The following is a 17,449-nucleotide window of genomic DNA, read 5'->3' as shown; positions in this document are numbered from 1 at the left end:
ATAAGGAAGTCGAAAGGAGGGATAGTTTGTGAATCCAGCTAATACTTATAATCTTTGTTGTCAATATCATGGTAAACGTGTAAGAATTGAAGAACGAGGTGGCAGAGTACATTACGGAGAAATAACTAGGGTGGATAGAAGACAGGTATGGATTCAACCTGATAGACGATTTGGCGGTTATGGTTTAGGTTATTGGGGTTGGGGAGGACCAGGAGCCGGTTTTGGAGTTGGTATCGCACTTGGAGCAGTTGCCGGAATTGCCCTAGCACCACTACTATTTTGGTAATATTGAAATGACTAATTATACTATCCGCTGCGCGATGAAAGACTTACTGTCATCGGGGAAAAAAACAAGCCATTTCATGTTGCTGAGATGGCTTGTTTTTCCTTATTGCACTTGCTCTTGTTGTTGTTTGCTTTTAATCAACTCGGATATTGTGACAAATGTATAACCTTGTTTTTTAAGTTCTGGTAAGATTTCTTCCAGCGCCTTAATGGTCTGCGTACGATCTCCGCCTCCATCATGGAACAAAATAACATCTCCAGGCTTCGATCCCTTCATCACTTTTTGGATAATTTTGTTAACTCCTGGCTGTTTCCAATCTTGAGTATCCTGATGCCAAGACCACATAACTACTTTGTATCCATCCTTAACAGCAGAATTGATCATTTGATCATTATAGTAACCACCTACAGGACGAAACAAAACTGGTGCAAATCCAGTAATACCATAAATTATTTCCTTTGTCTTACGTAGTTGTGCCTGTAATTCAGCTACGGAAGCTTTAAACGGATGTGAATACGTATGATTGGCCAGCTCATGCCCTTCAGAATAAGATCGTAAAACAAGGTCTGGATATTTTTCTGCATTTTTTCCAATAACAAAAAACGTCGCCTTTGCATCATACTTTGCCAATAAATCTAAAATAGCTGCGGTATATTTGGGATGAGGTCCATCGTCAAAGGTTAGAGCAATTATTTTGTCTTTTGTGTTAATATCCCACACAACTTCCCCTGTCTCCTCATAATAAGGTCGACCTTTATCCGCATAAGTTGTCAGCCCTGTAAAAAATACCGATATAATTAAAAAACAAAGGGATAAAACCAATATATATTTACGTGTCATAAGCATCACCTCCCAATTTCTAATTCACATAACTCCGTCAACTTACTATTTACGAATTACATTGAATTATACTTGTGAAGGTTTGGCTGTTTTCTCCTCTTAACTATTTCAAAAAAATTAAATTTCCTGTTATATTTTGAACGAAATGTGAAAACACTCACAAAGTACTTTCTTTTTTCACTAATTGATGTAAAATAAAAGACATAACTGATATATAACAACGCAAGAAAAAATCAATCATCCCATCATCTGTTATAATACAAAAAAAACAACAAAGGGGATCTTTCATTATGTGGATTATTACAGTTTTTGAACAAAATACTTATCGTATGTTCGAGTATAAAACTAAAAACGAGGCAACGGTTGCGTTAAAAAATTTCAAGCAAACAGCTATGCTTTCTTATACAAAATAATTTTAAAGAATCAACTCATATGATACGGGTTGATTCTTTTGACTTTTTACGTATAAATCAATTTTCAGCAACATATCTTAACTTTTCAGGGTTTACCATATAATAAATTGCTTCGATTTGTCCATGTCCAACTTCGAAGCCAATTACTGCCTGAATTTTATTCTCGAGTATTAATGCTAAGCCAGTTGTACCATTAATATTCATCAATTCTAATGTATAATTTTCTTCATTATTTTCAAACTTACGAAAAAGAGCAGATAATAAACGGAAAACTTTTTCACGACCGTAAATAGGATGTAATGCAGCTGTAGCCTTTCCTCCACCATCTGCATAATAAACAACATCTTCTTTTAAAATATGAACAAGCTCCTTGACCTTTCCTTGTTGAAAAGCAGACATGAAAACAGTCACTGTATTTTTTATTTCCAACTTGTCTGTAACTATACTATTTTTTCTAACTAGCTCAGGTAATTTCTTTTTTATTCTACTTAAAATTTTCCTGCAATTTATCTCACTTTTATCAACGATTGCAGCAATTGTTGGATACTCATACTCAAAAACTTCTCTCAGAATAAAAATAGCCCGCTCAATTGGATTTAGTTCCTCAAACAAAATCATAATTGCTAGTGAAATACTCGTATCATTTAAAATAGTAAACAAAGGATCATTCTCATGTAATGCTAGAGGTTCAGGCAACCATGTTCCCGTATATAATTCTCTTTTTTTCCTTGAAGACTTTAACAAATCCAAGCAACGATTCGTCACCATCTTGCATAAAAGAGCTTTTATATTGTCCATATGATTTACTCTGGTTTTCCCTATCTGCGCAAATACATCCTGTACGATATCCTCGGCATCTGATGCACTACCTGTCATGCGATAGGCAATTGAAAAAAGCAGTGATTTATACTCTTTATACAACTGACTTATTAACTCATTATCCATTGCTCACCTCATAAGCTGTTTATTTTTGAAGACTTGCTAATTCCCAAGTGTAGTATCTTATTCTTGCACCTATTTTTCCAGTTATCGTAAAATCAAGCCCCCATTTTCGTGTCCACACAAACCCATTATTTGGTCCTAAACTAATACAAAAGAATTTTACGGGATATGACTCGTGTAATATGTTCACTGGTGTTTGGTTTATTGATGCCTTCAATATTTTACTTAGCCTTGTCGCTTGTGGAATAGCTTCCTTACATGTCATACCATCTGGAAGATTATTTTTATAATCTACTACTAATGCGCAATCTCCAATGGAATAAATATGTTCCTCATCTTTAACCTGATAGAAATGATTAACAATAATTCGATGCTCTTCTGAGATAGGTAAACCTAATCTAGAAATGATTGGATTTGCTTCTACCCCAGGATTAAAGATACAAGTTCCTACAGAATATTTTTGGCCATCATTAGTAGATAACTGACCATCTTTACAATGAGAAACCCTTGTTTCATTTTTGACGACTACCCCAATATTTTCAAGATGGTTGACGAGTTTCTCACTTACTTTCACAGGTGCTTCTGGTAAAAGTCGATCCTTTGCATCAAAAAGTAAAACTTCCACTAAACTTGGATTAACACCTGCTTCTGCCAACTTTTCTTTAGACCACACAGCAATTTCAGCAGCTGTTTCAATACCTGCGATTCCTCCACCTACAACAGCTACCTTAAATAAACTTTGGTTTTGTTGTGATTTCTCCAAGGCTTTAAATGATTCCATCAGTGACAATAGTTGTTCTCTTATTTCTATGGAGCTCTGCTTATCTTTTAAAGTGATTCCACCAAAACCTTTAGATATCTCTCTAATTACACTTCCAAATGCCAGCACCAAGTAATCATAATGTAAATCTATAGTTTTCTCGTTTTCCATCTTAATAGTAATTTGTTGATTTTGCTTCTGAAGAGCTAATGCTTCCCCTTGAATAAATTCAATCCCGTTCTGACAATATTCGGTAAAAGGTATTTTCAAATTTATATCCCTTGTCGCAGCCCGAACAAGTAATACTTTTTTTAAATGATAACTATTTTTATCAATTAAAATAACTCTTACTGATTTTCCGATTTGACCTTGAAATTCCTTTTTTAATCCCTCTAATAAATTTATTCCAGCATAACCCCCGCCTACAATGACAATATTCTTCATCATAACTCCTCCTTTTTTCCTTATAACGAATTTACTTAATCGGTTGTGACATCATTTATAAGGTTTTTAAAAGTTATGATCGAGGATAATACATTTGCGTCGTTCGTTTTAGGTAACAAATAATTTTTAATGAAAAGTCGAACACCTTTTTATCTATCGCCATATGTATATAGAGAAAAGGAGTGATTTCGGATGGTAATAATTGAGCCTATTATGATTAAAGGCCATTTCTTCACTGCAGTAGTTGTTCAATTGCCAAAAACAACACTGCTGACAATTTCAAATGATACGGGCTACATTATGTGTGGGGCTTTAGATGTTGGTCTATTAAATGACCGCTTAGCAGACCGGAAGATTATTGCTGGTCGAGCAGTTGGTGTGAAAACAATTGATGAGCTATTGACGGCTCCATTAGAATCCGTGACATATGAAGCGCATCAACTTGGTATTACTGAAGGAATGTCTGGCGTAGAGGCATTATTAAAAATGGTATAATCGATATTTTTGGATATAAATAAAGCGTCAAAGCATTAAACTAGGCGCTTTTTCTTCATTATAAAACTCAATTGAACGATTTCATCTTGCATAGTATGAGCCTTTTGAAAGGTGGTATTCTATGTATTATACAAATGTTAGTCAGCAAACTCCCCATGTCATAGTTGTGACTGGAACCGGAAAAGTAATGGCTAAAGCAGGCTATGTCCAGCTTCAAGTAGAGGTAAGTACACAAGCGAAAAATGTACAAGATGCACAGCAGGAAAATGCGATGATTATGAATCGTGTCATACAATCCATTTTAGCTCTTCATATCCCAAAAGAACATATCCAAACGGCAGGCTACAATATTGCACCTCATTATGAATTTGAAAATGGTAAACAAGTTTTTAATGGCTATGAAGTGACAAATGCCATTTCCGTTAAAGTAACTGATACAAATCAGGTTGGCTCAGTCATTGATACAGCTGTGCAAAATGGTGCAAACCGCATTTCCTCTATACATTTTAACATTGAAAATACGGATGCATACTACCAGCAGGCACTCAGCTTAGCTCTTCATAATGCCCAAATGAAAGCCAAAACAATTGCTGAAACGATGCATTTGCCCATCCAACCCCAGCCAATCGAAATCATTGAGGAACATGAAACTGGACCTGTCCTATATAGATCAATGGCGACGGTTGATTCCACCATTTCTACACCTATAGAACAAGGTCAAATTACTATTAATGCGAATGTCAGAGTGAAGTTTCAATATTAAATGAGCCTTCTACCTCATACCTGAAGGCTCTTGAGGTTATTGAAGCAGCCTCCAATCCAATCAACTTACACACTGAATACGTTTTAACTAGTGACATCGAACTTTTACTGAATAGGAGGCTATTTATTTTTATCATTCCCATATACGTTCTAGAGTCACTTCATGATCCTTAACACTTAACTGAAAAACATCTGGGTTACTTAGACGTGTCCAAAATTGAAAGTCAACATCGCTATTATAGTTTTTCAAAAGTAAGGTCATTATATTTCCATGACTAGCGATAATTGTATGTTCAGACTCACTTTTGAAAGTTTCCTCAACGACGTTAACGATACGTTCCATCGCTTCATTACTTGACTCTCCACCCTCAAACTTTAACTCCATATCGGTAAAAGTTGCTCGAAGTTTTTCATACCAATCGGGCAAATCACTTGTGCTTAATATGCGTTCTGAAAGGCGTTCGTCAATTTCAACATTTATATTTTCCCTCTTACTTAGCGGTTCTATAGTTTGAATTGCTCGTAAAAAGGGACTAGTAATAATTCGATCAATTTTTTTGTCAGCGAAAAACTCTGTTAAAACTTCAGCCTGCTGAAAGCCCTGTTCTGTTAAAGAAGCATCCGGTGACTGTCCCTTGGCTTCGCAATGCCTTATTACATAGATATGTTTAGCCATTTCTAACCTCCTAGAGGAAATATGGAGGACCGATCATTATTATCCGCTACTTTTGAAACAAGTTCTCGTCTTAACATTATGCATTAACCTCACTGATTGTAAGTTTTTTATTTTACGGTTATTATACCTCTTTTGCTAATTAGTTCCAATTCGTTTGATGCATCACCAATCTTACCTTTCTTTTGGTTTTCCGTATGTTTTTCTTTCTGGTAACCTTCTAAATTCACGCTTATGTCAGATGATTCACTGTTCGCTATAACCCCTAATGATTTTGGTGCCTCTTTGTATGAGATTGTAATATCCCCTGAAGACGTTTCTACAAATAGTGCTTTTCCTTCGCTGATTTCTTTCATTAAGACTTCACCGCTAGTCGAAGTAATTTTCGTTTTCGGACTGTTGACCCTAGTAATATAGCTATCACCATTTGTAGCAGCTATCGTTAATTCATTTAAAGAACTGTCTACGATACTTAATTCACCATCTTTTGATGTAATTGTACCTTTATCAGCCGATAGTCCTTTAATGATTTTAGCGCCAGAATCCGTTGAAATCGAAAGTTCTTCTGTTTCAATGTTGTTAATTTTGATATCACCATAACTATTTTTTAATGCAATCTTACTCACTGCATTTTTAGGGATATAAATGTGAATAGTATCTTTTTTTCCAAAGCTAAAGTTTTTCATAGCCCCTTTTTCAGTGTCTTGTTGAAGTACCTTTACTTTATTTCCGTCTTTCTTAATTTCAACAGGATTGCTTTGCTGCTTTTGTTGTTGCTTACCTTCAAATTCAATTGTTAGTTTATCAGATTCTGTATTTTCTAATGCTATATTCCAGGACTCTATGTTTAGTTCTAGTTCTTCTATTTGCTCAACATCAAAGGACTGTTCTTCAGTGATGCTCTTTTCTCCATTGATTTTAAGAGTGAAGAATATTCCTCCTACCGCAATAACGAATATTAAGGCTATGATTGCTTTTTTCACTTTACATCCTCATTTCTCATTTTTAAGTTAAATCTACTTTGTCGACTTTATAATAGGACAGATAGCCGATAATAAGCCCTAATAGACACATTATTGTTGGGACAATGATAAATTGAGATAAACTTGTAGATGTATCCCCATTTGAAACCGTTGCATTAATCAAAAATCCAATTAAAACAGCAGATGTAATTGTCGCAGCTGTTGATTTTTTTCGCATACCAAAATACAAAGGAATTAAGCTTACCCCAGCCATCATAAAAGCAATGATAAAAGTAGACGGTATAGTAGCTACCATATCCTGTATCTCAACAGGAGATTCAAAGAAGTTCATCATTGGATTTAAAAAATAAACAGCGATATTCATCATTAAGGTCGCAATGATAATGCTAAAGAAACAAAATCCGAAAACTAAAGACAGCTTAGCAAAAATAATTTTTTTCCTTTTTAATGGATACGTAAATAATAATTGAACCGTCTTATTTTTGTATTCGTCAATGACTAAACGAGATAGAATTACACTCGAAAAAATGATAAAAACAATGCGAATTAATATATTTGTCAAAGACATAAAATCTGTATAATCTTGAAACATCTTTTCATCTGCAGAACCAACTGCCATAAGTGCCACTGCCGCAAAAATTCCAATAATACAAATGGTTAAGCCTTTAAAATAGCTAGACATACTATTCTTTTTCCATTCAAGTTTTAATAGTTTAAGCAATTTGATTCCCTCCATTAATAAGGTTTAAGAAATACTCTTCTAAATGCTGTTGCTGTTTTTCAATGCTATTGACAGTAATATTATTGAATATAAGTTCTTTATTAATTTGAGATTGAGAAATATCATGTTCAAAAATTCGAATACAATGTTGATTGACAATCTCATATTTTCGAATTCCTAACTTGTTCTCTAGCACATGAATCGCTTTTTTCACATCGTCTATTTTAATCTCCAGATACTCCATGTTCTCTTTTCGAATATCGTCCATTTTTACTTCCTTTAATAATTTCCCATGATGAAGGATGCCAATTGTATCTGCTATTGATTCAATTTCTGACACGATATGACTTGATATTAATATAGTGATTCCAAGCTTCTCCTTTAGATATAACAAGAGCTCTCGAATATCTTTAATACCTATTGGATCAAGACCATTTATCGGCTCATCCAAAATAAGAATTTCTGGTTTAGCAACAATGGCACGTGCGATACCTAATCTTTGCTTCATTCCTAGAGAAAATTCATGTATTTTTTTATGTTCAACACCATTAAGACCTACTATCTCTAATGCCTCTTCGGTAGCTCCTTTTTCATAAACTCCAATATACTCACAGTGAAGCTCTAAATTCTCCTTCGCTGTTAGCCTGTCATAAAATTCCGGGTACTCGATAATACTGCCTATTTTACTTAAGTATTGATAGGAAGTAGTAGAAATGGATTGATTCAATATTTTAATTTCACCTGAAGTTGGTTTTACTAAATTTAAAATCATCTTCATAATCGTTGTTTTTCCAGCCCCATTCGGACCTAAAAACCCATAAATCTCTCCCTTCTTAACATTCATATTGACATTCGAGACGGTTTCGATTCCTTTAAAGCTCTTACTTAATTGATGTAGTTGAATAACAGTTTCCATGTTATGTGCTCCTTACCATTTTGAATTCGTTACATTAAGCTTAATAAACGAAAGTAAAATCAAAGTAAACTCGATGGAAAATGACAGTAATTTTTTCAAGATAGTAAAGATATAAAAATCAGAAGCTGTTATGATGAAATTGAAATGAGGGATAAAAATGGAAACTGCTGAAAAAATCCTAATCGTAGATGATGAGATTGGTATCTTAAAATTATTAGAAATTACGTTACGGAAAGAAAACTTTATCAATATTGATACTGCTTCAACAGGTAAAAGTACACTACAGCTTGTAAAAGACAAGAATTACGATATTATTTTGCTCGATATAATGCTACCAGATATAAGTGGCTTTGAACTTTGCACAGAAATACGCAAGCATACAAATACACCTATTATTTTTGTCAGTGCTCGCTCTACCGATTTTGATAAATTAACGGGATTGGGTATTGGCGGAGATGATTATATTACAAAACCTTTTAATCCTTTAGAAGTCGTCGCTCGAATAAAGGTCATCCTTCGACGTCAAAAAATGTATGAAAGTGCTCAACAACAGCAGACTACAAAATTTGATTTCGGTTATTTTGCTCTTAATCCTGAATCTGCAACATTAACCGTTCACAATCAGCTCGTCGAATGTACGGCTAAAGAGCTAGAGCTACTGCATTTCTTTTGTAAAAATCCAAATCGTATTTTTACAACTTCACAGCTCTACGAATTCGTGTGGGGAAATGATGTATATGGTGAGGAGAAAACCGTCACGATTCATATTTCGAAGCTAAGGAAAAAGCTTGGGGATGATACGCGTAAACCTAAAATAATTGTGAACTTAAGGGGCATTGGGTATAAATTCATTCCACCGAAAGAGGATTCACTATGCGAATAAACACTCGATTTACGTTACATCTTGCATTGGGGATTATTCTGTGGATGCTTTTGAGTGGAATTTGTATTGTGATCGGACTCGAAGGTATTCTCCCACTCTTTAAAAAATCTGTTAGTGAAGCTTATCAGAGTCTACTAGTCGCATGGATTTTCGGATTCAGCACTATTGTTTGTATCGCTGTATTTGGCTGGTATTTCGGGGGTCCTCTTGGTTTTATAATGTCTTGGATCCATCAGCTATCACAGGAAAACTATACACAACCTGTTGGACTATCTAAAATCTATACACGCAAAGGAAAGCTCCGTATGCGTTATATGTTATATCAAGAGGTACTTCAACACCTACAATCCTTATCAGGAAAATTAAAAGCTGCTGAAACAGAACGTGAAAAGGTTGAACAAGCAAAACAAGAATGGATTGCCGGTATATCCCATGATTTAAAAACGCCATTAACGTATATTACAGGCTACTCTACCCTACTATTAAACGATCAATACGATTGGTCCAAGGAGGAAGCTCGTTCCTTTATTCAAGAGATTGCAGATAAAGGCAAGCATATGGAGGAACTTATTCAAGATTTAAGTCTTGTCATTCAGTTTAATAATACAGACGGTCAGTTACCCTTGCATAAAACAAATCAGGATATTGTGGATTTCACAAAAAGAATTGTTGCCAATATAAGCAACAATCCACAGGCCAATGACTATATATTGCATTTTAAAACTGATACATCTGTTATAAACATTGACATTGATACAAAATTCATGCAACGCATATTACAAAACATTCTTATGAATGCCGTTATCCACAATCCACCTAATACAGATATTTATACACAGATTTTTAACAGGGCAGAGCATGTAGAAATCCACATTGTGGATAATGGCATAGGTATGTCTCAACACATGATGGACAATATATTCCAACAATATTATCGAGGAACTACTACAGAATCTTCTTCTGAAGGTACTGGACTGGGCATGGCGATTGTTTATAAACTCGTTCAAGCTCATAACGGCACTATCTCAGTACAGAGCGAACCTTCTAATGGGACAACGTTTATTATTACATTACCTAAAAAGTAATATGGGAATTGAACACTTTTGGATGTCGCCCGAGTTGTCAGTTGTTGGACTTGAGCAGTTCTTCGGCGGGCCTGATCACTTTCAGGGCGGACCCGATCACTTTTGAGGCTTACCCGATCACTTTCGGGGCGAGCCCGATCAACTTGAAGGCCTGCCAGAACCATTCATGAAATCGTATTGTTTGACATATATTAAAGCATCATAAATCGGTTCAATAAGGAGGATTCCATGCAATCTGAAAAATTGCGACTAAGAAAGATTCAACATCTTGCTCATGAAATTACTGATGAAATGAATAAAGGTGAAGAACTTACTCACTTAGAAACCTTGATTCCCGTTATTGATAATTTATCTCGTGCTATTGGTGATTTAACAGATTCCTATGGACAGTATTCATTAGATTATGTAGAGGAAAAAGTGAAGAATGCTCATGCGCTTTTATTTAGCAAGGTAAAAGTCGATGTCTATTTATAAAGATATTGGAAAAGGGTAACCATTTATATGGTTACCCTTACTATCTAATGCGTTTCAGGATTAAATGTCTTACAATCTGTTTCTTCACTATTAGATGCCTGTTGTCCCTTTTGACTTACAACATAGATTTTTTCTGCACCACATCTGTTTCCAGAGTTCCAAAATGTACAGTTATTAACTTCACAAAGAATTTCTTGTGCCATTGTTTCCACACCTCCTCTTTTTTATCATTAACAAAATTGAAGTATTCAATACAGAAGGTGTAATGAAACAGAAGTATATGGATGTTTACTGGCTTCTGGTAAAGAAACTCATCCATAATTCCAAAAAATGCTATTACCTACATGAAGGTAATAGCATTTTTTTCGCGCATTATTCAATAACCTTTGTTGGTGTTGCCTCTTGAACAATTATCATGCCATCATATGCCTCAGCAGGTGTCATTTTAATCGTATAAAGCATCTGTGTGAACTTGTACCAAAAGCTAAAATCATCGCCGATATTGCCCATTCTTTGTTCTTTTGCTACGATGTCAGCTAACTCCTGAGATTCATTAGCCTTTTTAAAGTCTACATAGAAAATATTGTCCTTGACCTCACTAAAGGCGTCTACTAAAGCATTATGATGCTTAATTGTATAATTTTTTCTTTCGCCTGACCCATTTTGTGCCTGAAACGTATTGTTAACAAAGTCAGTCCCAATGGCAAAGTACGCATCTTTATACACTTCGTCTAAGTATTGACCCATAGATTTGTATCCTGCCACATTAGCAGAAGTCTTCTCTATATGTCCATTATGAGCAGACATTAGTACTTTATCATGACCTTGAGACGCTTCAAAATCAACGATCCATTGTAAATTGTTCGCTAAATATTCATCACGAAGATTCATATAATTGCTGTCATTTAAAAATAATTGCGTTCGTTGCTTGATGATTTGTGCATATTGAGCAGCAAATAAATATGCTTCTTTCGAGGATTGCTTTTCATAAGATTCTTTATTAGTTTGCAAATCCTTGATGATTGCATCAATATTTTTATCAAGCTCCTCTAGCTTACTAGTTGATAAATCTCTCATTGTTTTATTCGTTACATCTTTTAGCTGTGCCTTATATTTCTTAGCGCCTTCACTTTTAACCACTTCGTAATAATCTAGTAACCCTTTTTTACTATAATCATAGCGTTGCATATCGTTACCGTAAAAATAAATTTTATCTTTCTCATCTGCAGCCATGTTATAATCATGCATCCACTGAACAAACTCAATCATTTGCTCCGTTTTATAGATACCATAATCCAAAGCTTTTACCGCTTCCTCAGCTGTGCCAGTACCATTTAAAATAAACTGATTAATTTGCTGAGCGCCACCAAAATCTCCTTCTAATACAAAAACACGAACATTTTCATTTTTAATTAAAGCCTGAAATACATCCTTCTTTAATGTTTGGAATTCAACGTTTCCATGTGTTGCTTCTCCAAAACCAATTACTTTCACATCATTTGGAATATCGATATCTTCAACCGCGGATGTATATTTCGAAGCATCCTTAACGGCTTCTCCCTTGCCACATCCCGCTAGAGATAACAAAAGAAATAATGCTGAAATTAATAAAAAGCTCTTTTTAACAAATACCATTTATAAAATTCTCCCTTAAAAGTTTATTCCTTATCGCCCTATTGGTGAAGACTAAGTGGGGATGAGTAAATCCCCATTTCACTTTATACAGCTTTTCGTTGGAAATATAAATACCCTCCAAGGAAAAACAGTACAAATCCTCCACCTACAACTGTTAATAATTGATCCCAAGGTACGAAGAATACATCATCCGTATTGTCGCCTACATACATCATTGAGAATGGTTGAGCCCATGGATAGTAGGGTCCGATAGTTTTTGAATTGATTGCTAATATAGATGGTAAAGTAAAAATTACATTAACAGCAAATGGAGCAGCAAAGCTTTTAAACATGATAGACATCCACAACTGCAAAGCCACTAGTGGCAATGTCGCTACCCATCCTCCGATAATGCTCTTCCAAACAATCTCCATCGGGAAAGGATCTGTATAGCCCTTTATCATGCCTACAGCAAATATAGAACATAAATATAGTAATTGCATCGCCATCATAAGAATCATAATTAACACATATTTTGCAGCAAATACTTTTCCTCTCGTTACCGGCAATGCTAGAAGCTGTTTCCAACCACCACATTGATGCTCATATCTACAAATAAGACTTGCAAATACCCCTGCAATTAAAGGTAGAAATAATAATGCATACGTTAAATTCATTGAAACTAACGGAATATACCAATTATTCACATCAATACCTTGCAAATTAGCTTCCATATTTGATGTTAATCCGATAAAAAGTCCGATTATCGGTCCTGCTAAAATGATTGGCACCATTTTTGATTTTCTCAATTTAAACCATTCAGCGCTCAGTATAGACCACATTTACTTTACATCCCTTCTAGCAAAATCTATCATTCCGATAATATACAGTAAAATACCAATGCCTATTCCAAGCATGACATTTATAACAGGTTCATCCCATCGGTTCATTAAAGATGGCCATTTCCAAATCATCCAATCAGGCAATACAAATGATGAATAAGCAAAAATCACGCCGAAAATACCTACTGTAATTGGGATCCCCTGATTATGACAAACACTCGCAATCCAAAGCTGCAGTGCCAATATTGGCAACGCTGCAAAGTATGGATAGTAAGCAAATTTAGCAATTTCCATATAGGGTGTGCTATCGCCTAAATCTAAAAAGATTCCGTAAGTCAGTGTCATTAACATTAAAATCGTGGAAGACAAGAACAGTAAAATCGCTAGAACCGTGAACTTTGATAAATACACCGTTAATTTAGACACCGGTAGTGCAATTAATTGCTTCCAAGCGTTCGTTTCATTTTCAATGCTCGCCATAAATGAAGTTAAAATAGCAATCCCTAATACGATAGCAAGTGGTGTAAATGAATGAACATTTAATAAATAGAAACCCCAATCGTCCTCGCTTTGCTCTAACAAATAGTCCTTCCTTACGCCGTAATTTACCATTTGCATGGCAACAACACCAATTGGTCCTAAAGCTGTTAAAAACCATAATCCTTTGCGTTTAATTTTCAAAAAGTCAGAAGTTAACAGTTTCCCTATCATAGCGCTTGCTCTCCTGTTGTCATTTGAAGGAAAATCTCCTCTAAAGATCGTTTCTCTTCCTCTACTCGATATACCGAAATACCTTCTTGTACAAGGATTTGTACAATATGTGCTACTTTTTCATCTGAACATTCATCAAATAAAATGAGGTCATCCTTATGTTCTGCCTTAATGCCATTTGCCACTAATGAACGCCAGCCCTTTTCACTATCGCTCACTTTAATTACTACCTTTGGCTGAGCAAATCTACGCATTGCTTCAATTGAATCTTGGAAAATCATTTTCCCCTTTGTCACAATGCCCACTTGCGTTGCCATTTGATCTATTTCAGATAATAGATGGCTTGAAATAATAATCGTCATTCCATATTCTTCTGGAAGTCGTTTAATCAAATTACGAATTTCAATAATACCAGATGGATCAAGACCATTCGTTGGCTCGTCTAAGATAAGTAATTCAGGATTATGTAACAAAGATGCAGCAATACCTAAACGTTGCTTCATTCCAAGTGAAAAGCCTTTTACTTTTTTATCTGCAGCATCCTTTAAACGAACAATTTCTAATACTTCATCGATGCGTGACTTCGGTACACCTAAAATTTTTCTTAACGCTTCTAAATTTTCATAGGCCGTCAAATGTGGATAATAAGAAGGATTCTCTACTAATGAACCAACCTTTGCTAAAATATTAATTCGTTCCTTCGTTAAATCTTTTTGGAAGATTTTAATGGTCCCAGAAGTTGGCTTCATTAATCCAAGAAGCATACGAATCGTCGTAGTTTTCCCCGCTCCATTCGGTCCTAAAAATCCGTATATTTCACCTTTGCGTATTTTTAAATTTATATTTGATACAGCTTGCTCTTTACCAAAGCTCTTTGATAAATTTTCTGTTTGTATGATATATTCCATTGTCCTCACCTCTGTAATTATCATAAGAAATGAAGGTTAAAAACAGGTAAGGCTCAAGTTTAAATTTTGTTTAAAAAAGATACTTTATCATAACGTGGGTTGATTTCCGTTCCGACTGGGTGCTTTGTTGTTGCTGTCGCTACGCTTACGCACAGATAAAACAATTGCTGACGCCTCGCTTTCGCACAGAGCAAAGCTTCCTGGGGGCGTCCGATGAGCCGCTTCGCTTCGCTGCAGGGTCTCGGGCCAACACGATGTTGGTCACGAAGGCGTTATCACAGGATGTGATGGTTTTAGCCTTCGTTCCTCTATCGCTAATCCCCGAGGAGTCACCCAGCCTCCACTCCAATCAACTTATTTACATGGCGTACGTTTTAACAAATGGTATCCCTACTCTTGTGATGAGCATTAAAAAGAAGATAGCAATTCCGATTGCCTTACTCCATTCTACTTTCCCAAGGAGTCTGTATGCATTATGAATAAAAAAACAGCATGCCATAAGCTTTGCTGGCATACTGTTTGAACAATTACTGAAATGAAGCATGCCTTAGCATGCTTCACGAAATATTCTATTTGTAGTGTTTAATTTTAATCTTTGTGCCGGATTCGCTGGACTCTATATCCCACTCTAAATCCATGCCCTTCACCATAATATCAACAATCGATAAGCCGATACCAGCACCTTTCGCATTGGATTCATTTTTCATTCCTTTTCCGTGATCTTTTATGATAAATGCATCATAGCGCTCCGTCGATTCGGTTTCGACGCCAATATATTTCCCGCTACTCGCATGACGTAATATATTTTGAAACAAATTATCAAATATACGTCCAAGCCAAATCGGATCAATTTGCCATTCATTTTTCTCAAATGGATGTAGCTCAATATCGATTTCAAAGCCTTCCTTTTCAAACACTGGATACCATGTCGTCATTTGCTCACGTACAAAACGTATAACGTTGATTTCTTTCGCCTCAAATTTATATTTACTAGCCGTCAGCAATGTATAGGACATTAAATTTTCTATTAAGGCGTCAATATTAACAATCGACGTTTCCATTGCCTTAATCGCTTGTTTTCCATCCTCTGATAATACCTCTTTACTAACTGAATATGATTGTGCTCGTATTTTCGTTAATGGTGTTCGTAAATCATGTGATAAATTAGCAATCAATTCACGTCTTAACTGTTCTTCCTTCTGCTCACGATTCTTACTCTCCCTAAGCTCACACACCATGCGATTAAAGCTTTGTTCAAGCTGACCAATTTCATCCTTCTTCTTGACCTTCGTTTCAATAGGTAAGCCATCTACATCACGAATTTCCATCGCTTCCTGAAGACGCAATAGTCGTCTTCGAATCCCTCTGAAAAATAAAAAGGAGACTATAATGAAAAATAATATAATCGCAATAACACCGAAAAATACGAATGCTCCATATTGTTCATAAACATTTTTAAGAGGTGGATTAAACACTTCTCTTGGAATCTCAAAAACGATAAACCCATTTGATTCGTCCTGTCCTAAAAAAGCTATAACTGTAAACGGATCTTCCCCATATCGCTCTTTAATAAATTTTGTAGTATACGCTGGAGTCCATTTCGATGGAAGCTGTTCCTTCACATTCACTTTTGTTAGTAAAGTTCCATCCTCGTCTACCCAAAACATAGAAGATTTTGGATATTGCTTTTGCCAATCCTCAAAATGTTGAGAAACGGCTACATCTGTAAAACTTTTTATACTTTTAGCTTCCGTATGCCATTTTTTCTCTACTTCGTTTTCTCTGAGAACTTCACTTGAAAAATCAGTTTTTCCTATTCCAAAAATAAAAGCGGCACTAGCAAAGTATGATAATTGAACAATAGAGATGGCTAAAAAAATAATCAACATATACTTTGCTAATAATGATCGGAAAAATTTCATAGCTTCACCCTATACCCAATGCCTCGAATGGTTTCGATAATCGTCGGTTTGGCTGGATTTACTTCTATTTTTTCTCTTAAGTATCGAATATGCACCATTAATGTTTTATCACCTTCTATGTAACTTTCACCCCAAACACCTTCATAAAGCTGTTCCTTCGTTAAAATTTGATTTAAGTGGCGAATAAAATACTGTAATAGATAGAACTGCTTACCTGTTAATTGAATTTCTTCATCGGTCTGCTTATTGATAATCCGCATATCTTTCGTATAAATTTTTAGATGCTGAAGATCTAGCACATCATCATTCTTTTGATATCTTCTTAGTAAAACCTCAACCCGAGCTATAAGTTCATCTGGGTGAAATGGCTTTGTCAAATAATCATCTGCAAAATTGAGACCCTCTATTTTATCCTCTACAGCAGTTCGTGCTGACAGCATTAAAATCGGGATTTCTTTATTTTCCCGCTTAATTCTTTTGCCAATCGAAAAGCCATCTAAGCCTGGTAGCATCACATCCAATATAGCGATATCCTTAGAGGCTATGTGCTGATCGACTTCTTCACCAGATTCAAGCCATGTAACCTCATATCCTCTTTCCGTTAAATCCTTTGTCACCCATTGGCCAATCTCTTTTTCGTCTTCTATGTACAATATGCGATACAATAGTAATCCTCCCAATCTAAGCTATATTTTAGAAATAATGTTATTCTGTATTATACGATTTCATAGATTTGTACTCAATCGTTGTTTGTAAAGTGAGAGATTCATTTAAT

Annotated in this window: 21 protein-coding genes; 7 read left to right on the top strand and 14 right to left on the bottom strand. The window is 35.4% G+C overall.

The genetic code is table 11. From position 1 onward, the window contains the following. Positions 1-28 precede the first annotated feature (28 nt). Positions 29-286: a hypothetical protein gene (locus ACMZ42_RS04460; protein WP_370077167.1), complete on the top strand. Its 258-nt coding sequence runs from the start codon at positions 29-31 to the stop codon at positions 284-286. 102 nt (positions 287-388) lie between these two features. Here the strand turns inward: ACMZ42_RS04460 and ACMZ42_RS04455 are convergent, their stop codons facing one another. After that, positions 389-1,126 (bottom strand): polysaccharide deacetylase family protein, encoded by a 738-nt coding sequence (locus ACMZ42_RS04455; RefSeq protein WP_370077169.1) that lies wholly within the window; start codon positions 1,124-1,126, stop codon positions 389-391. A 290-nt stretch (positions 1,127-1,416) separates the two neighbouring features. On the opposite strand from ACMZ42_RS04455, the gene ACMZ42_RS04450 reads away from it, so the two are divergent. Next, positions 1,417-1,539, top strand: a complete 123-nt coding sequence (locus ACMZ42_RS04450; RefSeq protein WP_256469487.1) for a hypothetical protein — start codon at positions 1,417-1,419, stop codon at positions 1,537-1,539. Between the two features lie 57 nt (positions 1,540-1,596). Here the strand turns inward: ACMZ42_RS04450 and ACMZ42_RS04445 are convergent, their stop codons facing one another. After that, complete coding sequence (locus ACMZ42_RS04445; protein WP_415730731.1) at positions 1,597-2,484, bottom strand: RNA polymerase sigma-70 factor; 888 nt, start codon at positions 2,482-2,484, stop codon at positions 1,597-1,599. 19 nt (positions 2,485-2,503) lie between these two features. After that, positions 2,504-3,685: an NAD(P)/FAD-dependent oxidoreductase gene (locus ACMZ42_RS04440; RefSeq protein WP_415730730.1), complete on the bottom strand. Its 1,182-nt coding sequence runs from the start codon at positions 3,683-3,685 to the stop codon at positions 2,504-2,506. Between the two features lie 192 nt (positions 3,686-3,877). Between ACMZ42_RS04440 and ACMZ42_RS04435 the strand changes: the two genes are divergently transcribed. Both ACMZ42_RS04435 and ACMZ42_RS04430 read left to right on the top strand, forming a co-directional pair. Continuing rightward, the gene (locus ACMZ42_RS04435) at positions 3,878-4,180 is read left to right on the top strand and encodes a YunC family protein (RefSeq protein ID WP_049663111.1); all 303 of its coding nucleotides are present in this window, start codon (positions 3,878-3,880) and stop codon (positions 4,178-4,180) included. Between the two features lie 121 nt (positions 4,181-4,301). Further along, positions 4,302-4,943, top strand: a complete 642-nt coding sequence (locus tag ACMZ42_RS04430; protein WP_415730729.1) for an SIMPL domain-containing protein — start codon at positions 4,302-4,304, stop codon at positions 4,941-4,943. Positions 4,944-5,075: 132 nt separating this feature from the next. On the opposite strand, the gene ACMZ42_RS04425 is transcribed toward ACMZ42_RS04430, so the two are convergent. The 4 genes from ACMZ42_RS04425 to ACMZ42_RS04410 all read right to left on the bottom strand — a co-directional run bounded on the left by ACMZ42_RS04425 (position 5,076) and on the right by ACMZ42_RS04410 (position 8,235). After that, entirely contained in the window at positions 5,076-5,618 is a 543-nt protein-coding gene (locus ACMZ42_RS04425) for a histidine phosphatase family protein (protein ID WP_415730728.1), read from the bottom strand. A 107-nt stretch (positions 5,619-5,725) separates the two neighbouring features. Further along, positions 5,726-6,598: a DUF4097 family beta strand repeat-containing protein gene (locus ACMZ42_RS04420; protein ID WP_415730727.1), complete on the bottom strand. Its 873-nt coding sequence runs from the start codon at positions 6,596-6,598 to the stop codon at positions 5,726-5,728. Positions 6,599-6,620: 22 nt separating this feature from the next. Next, positions 6,621-7,319, bottom strand: coding sequence for an ABC transporter permease (locus ACMZ42_RS04415; protein ID WP_370077179.1), 699 nt, complete (start codon positions 7,317-7,319; stop codon positions 6,621-6,623). Next, positions 7,312-8,235, bottom strand: coding sequence for an ABC transporter ATP-binding protein (locus ACMZ42_RS04410; protein WP_370077181.1), 924 nt, complete (start codon positions 8,233-8,235; stop codon positions 7,312-7,314). Before ACMZ42_RS04410 ends, ACMZ42_RS04415 begins: the two co-directional genes overlap by 8 nt. A gap of 157 nt (positions 8,236-8,392) precedes the next feature. On the opposite strand from ACMZ42_RS04410, the gene ACMZ42_RS04405 reads away from it, so the two are divergent. The 3 genes from ACMZ42_RS04405 to ACMZ42_RS04395 all read left to right on the top strand — a co-directional run bounded on the left by ACMZ42_RS04405 (position 8,393) and on the right by ACMZ42_RS04395 (position 10,677). Next, positions 8,393-9,118, top strand: coding sequence for a response regulator transcription factor (locus ACMZ42_RS04405; protein ID WP_415730726.1), 726 nt, complete (start codon positions 8,393-8,395; stop codon positions 9,116-9,118). Continuing rightward, positions 9,109-10,203 carry a sensor histidine kinase gene (locus ACMZ42_RS04400; RefSeq protein WP_402874361.1) on the top strand — a complete coding sequence of 365 codons (1,095 nt, stop codon included), beginning with the start codon at positions 9,109-9,111 and terminating at the stop codon, positions 10,201-10,203. The genes ACMZ42_RS04405 and ACMZ42_RS04400 overlap by 10 nt, the downstream gene beginning before the upstream one ends. 228 nt (positions 10,204-10,431) lie before the next feature. Beyond that, positions 10,432-10,677: a group-specific protein gene (locus ACMZ42_RS04395; RefSeq protein ID WP_370077188.1), complete on the top strand. Its 246-nt coding sequence runs from the start codon at positions 10,432-10,434 to the stop codon at positions 10,675-10,677. 44 nt (positions 10,678-10,721) lie between these two features. Here ACMZ42_RS04395 and ACMZ42_RS04390 read toward each other — a convergent pair whose 3' ends face one another. The 7 genes from ACMZ42_RS04390 to ACMZ42_RS04360 all read right to left on the bottom strand — a co-directional run bounded on the left by ACMZ42_RS04390 (position 10,722) and on the right by ACMZ42_RS04360 (position 17,339). Next, complete coding sequence (locus ACMZ42_RS04390; RefSeq protein WP_082172635.1) at positions 10,722-10,880, bottom strand: DUF1540 domain-containing protein; 159 nt, start codon at positions 10,878-10,880, stop codon at positions 10,722-10,724. A 169-nt stretch (positions 10,881-11,049) separates the two neighbouring features. Further along, positions 11,050-12,312: an erythromycin esterase family protein gene (locus ACMZ42_RS04385; protein WP_415730725.1), complete on the bottom strand. Its 1,263-nt coding sequence runs from the start codon at positions 12,310-12,312 to the stop codon at positions 11,050-11,052. An 83-nt stretch (positions 12,313-12,395) separates the two neighbouring features. Continuing rightward, positions 12,396-13,133 (bottom strand): ABC transporter permease, encoded by a 738-nt coding sequence (locus ACMZ42_RS04380; RefSeq protein WP_415730723.1) that lies wholly within the window; start codon positions 13,131-13,133, stop codon positions 12,396-12,398. Continuing rightward, a complete protein-coding gene (locus ACMZ42_RS04375; protein WP_415730722.1) occupies positions 13,134-13,844 on the bottom strand; it encodes an ABC transporter permease in 711 nt (236 codons plus the stop codon). Continuing rightward, entirely contained in the window at positions 13,841-14,752 is a 912-nt protein-coding gene (locus ACMZ42_RS04370) for an ABC transporter ATP-binding protein (RefSeq protein ID WP_370077196.1), read from the bottom strand. Before ACMZ42_RS04370 ends, ACMZ42_RS04375 begins: the two co-directional genes overlap by 4 nt. A 569-nt stretch (positions 14,753-15,321) precedes the next feature. Beyond that, a complete protein-coding gene (locus tag ACMZ42_RS04365) occupies positions 15,322-16,674 on the bottom strand; it encodes a histidine kinase dimerization/phospho-acceptor domain-containing protein (protein ID WP_415730721.1) in 1,353 nt (450 codons plus the stop codon). After that, positions 16,671-17,339, bottom strand: coding sequence for a response regulator transcription factor (locus tag ACMZ42_RS04360; RefSeq protein ID WP_370077200.1), 669 nt, complete (start codon positions 17,337-17,339; stop codon positions 16,671-16,673). Before ACMZ42_RS04360 ends, ACMZ42_RS04365 begins: the two co-directional genes overlap by 4 nt. Between the last annotated feature and the right edge of the window lie 110 nt (positions 17,340-17,449).

Source organism: Lysinibacillus sp. NPDC056185 (assembly GCF_047737915.1).
GTDB lineage: Bacteria > Bacillota > Bacilli > Bacillales_A > Planococcaceae > Lysinibacillus.
The sequence above is the reverse complement of the archived record's forward strand: the minus strand, read 5'-3'. Positions and strand labels throughout refer to the sequence as shown.

Coding starts and splice junctions, on each gene's coding strand:
- ACMZ42_RS04430 (WP_415730729.1), top strand. CDS start 4,302: ATGTATTATACAAATGTTAGTCAGCAAACTCCCCATGTCATAGTTGTG.
- ACMZ42_RS04370 (WP_370077196.1), bottom strand. CDS start 14,752: ATGGAATATATCATACAAACAGAAAATTTATCAAAGAGCTTTGGTAAA.
- ACMZ42_RS04455 (WP_370077169.1), bottom strand. CDS start 1,126: ATGACACGTAAATATATATTGGTTTTATCCCTTTGTTTTTTAATTATA.
- ACMZ42_RS04365 (WP_415730721.1), bottom strand. CDS start 16,674: ATGAAATTTTTCCGATCATTATTAGCAAAGTATATGTTGATTATTTTT.
- ACMZ42_RS04400 (WP_402874361.1), top strand. CDS start 9,109: ATGCGAATAAACACTCGATTTACGTTACATCTTGCATTGGGGATTATT.
- ACMZ42_RS04445 (WP_415730731.1), bottom strand. CDS start 2,484: ATGGATAATGAGTTAATAAGTCAGTTGTATAAAGAGTATAAATCACTG.
- ACMZ42_RS04450 (WP_256469487.1), top strand. CDS start 1,417: ATGTGGATTATTACAGTTTTTGAACAAAATACTTATCGTATGTTCGAG.
- ACMZ42_RS04405 (WP_415730726.1), top strand. CDS start 8,393: ATGGAAACTGCTGAAAAAATCCTAATCGTAGATGATGAGATTGGTATC.
- ACMZ42_RS04410 (WP_370077181.1), bottom strand. CDS start 8,235: ATGGAAACTGTTATTCAACTACATCAATTAAGTAAGAGCTTTAAAGGA.
- ACMZ42_RS04380 (WP_415730723.1), bottom strand. CDS start 13,133: ATGTGGTCTATACTGAGCGCTGAATGGTTTAAATTGAGAAAATCAAAA.
- ACMZ42_RS04395 (WP_370077188.1), top strand. CDS start 10,432: ATGCAATCTGAAAAATTGCGACTAAGAAAGATTCAACATCTTGCTCAT.
- ACMZ42_RS04425 (WP_415730728.1), bottom strand. CDS start 5,618: ATGGCTAAACATATCTATGTAATAAGGCATTGCGAAGCCAAGGGACAG.
- ACMZ42_RS04390 (WP_082172635.1), bottom strand. CDS start 10,880: ATGGCACAAGAAATTCTTTGTGAAGTTAATAACTGTACATTTTGGAAC.
- ACMZ42_RS04435 (WP_049663111.1), top strand. CDS start 3,878: ATGGTAATAATTGAGCCTATTATGATTAAAGGCCATTTCTTCACTGCA.
- ACMZ42_RS04385 (WP_415730725.1), bottom strand. CDS start 12,312: ATGGTATTTGTTAAAAAGAGCTTTTTATTAATTTCAGCATTATTTCTT.
- ACMZ42_RS04440 (WP_415730730.1), bottom strand. CDS start 3,685: ATGAAGAATATTGTCATTGTAGGCGGGGGTTATGCTGGAATAAATTTA.
- ACMZ42_RS04375 (WP_415730722.1), bottom strand. CDS start 13,844: ATGATAGGGAAACTGTTAACTTCTGACTTTTTGAAAATTAAACGCAAA.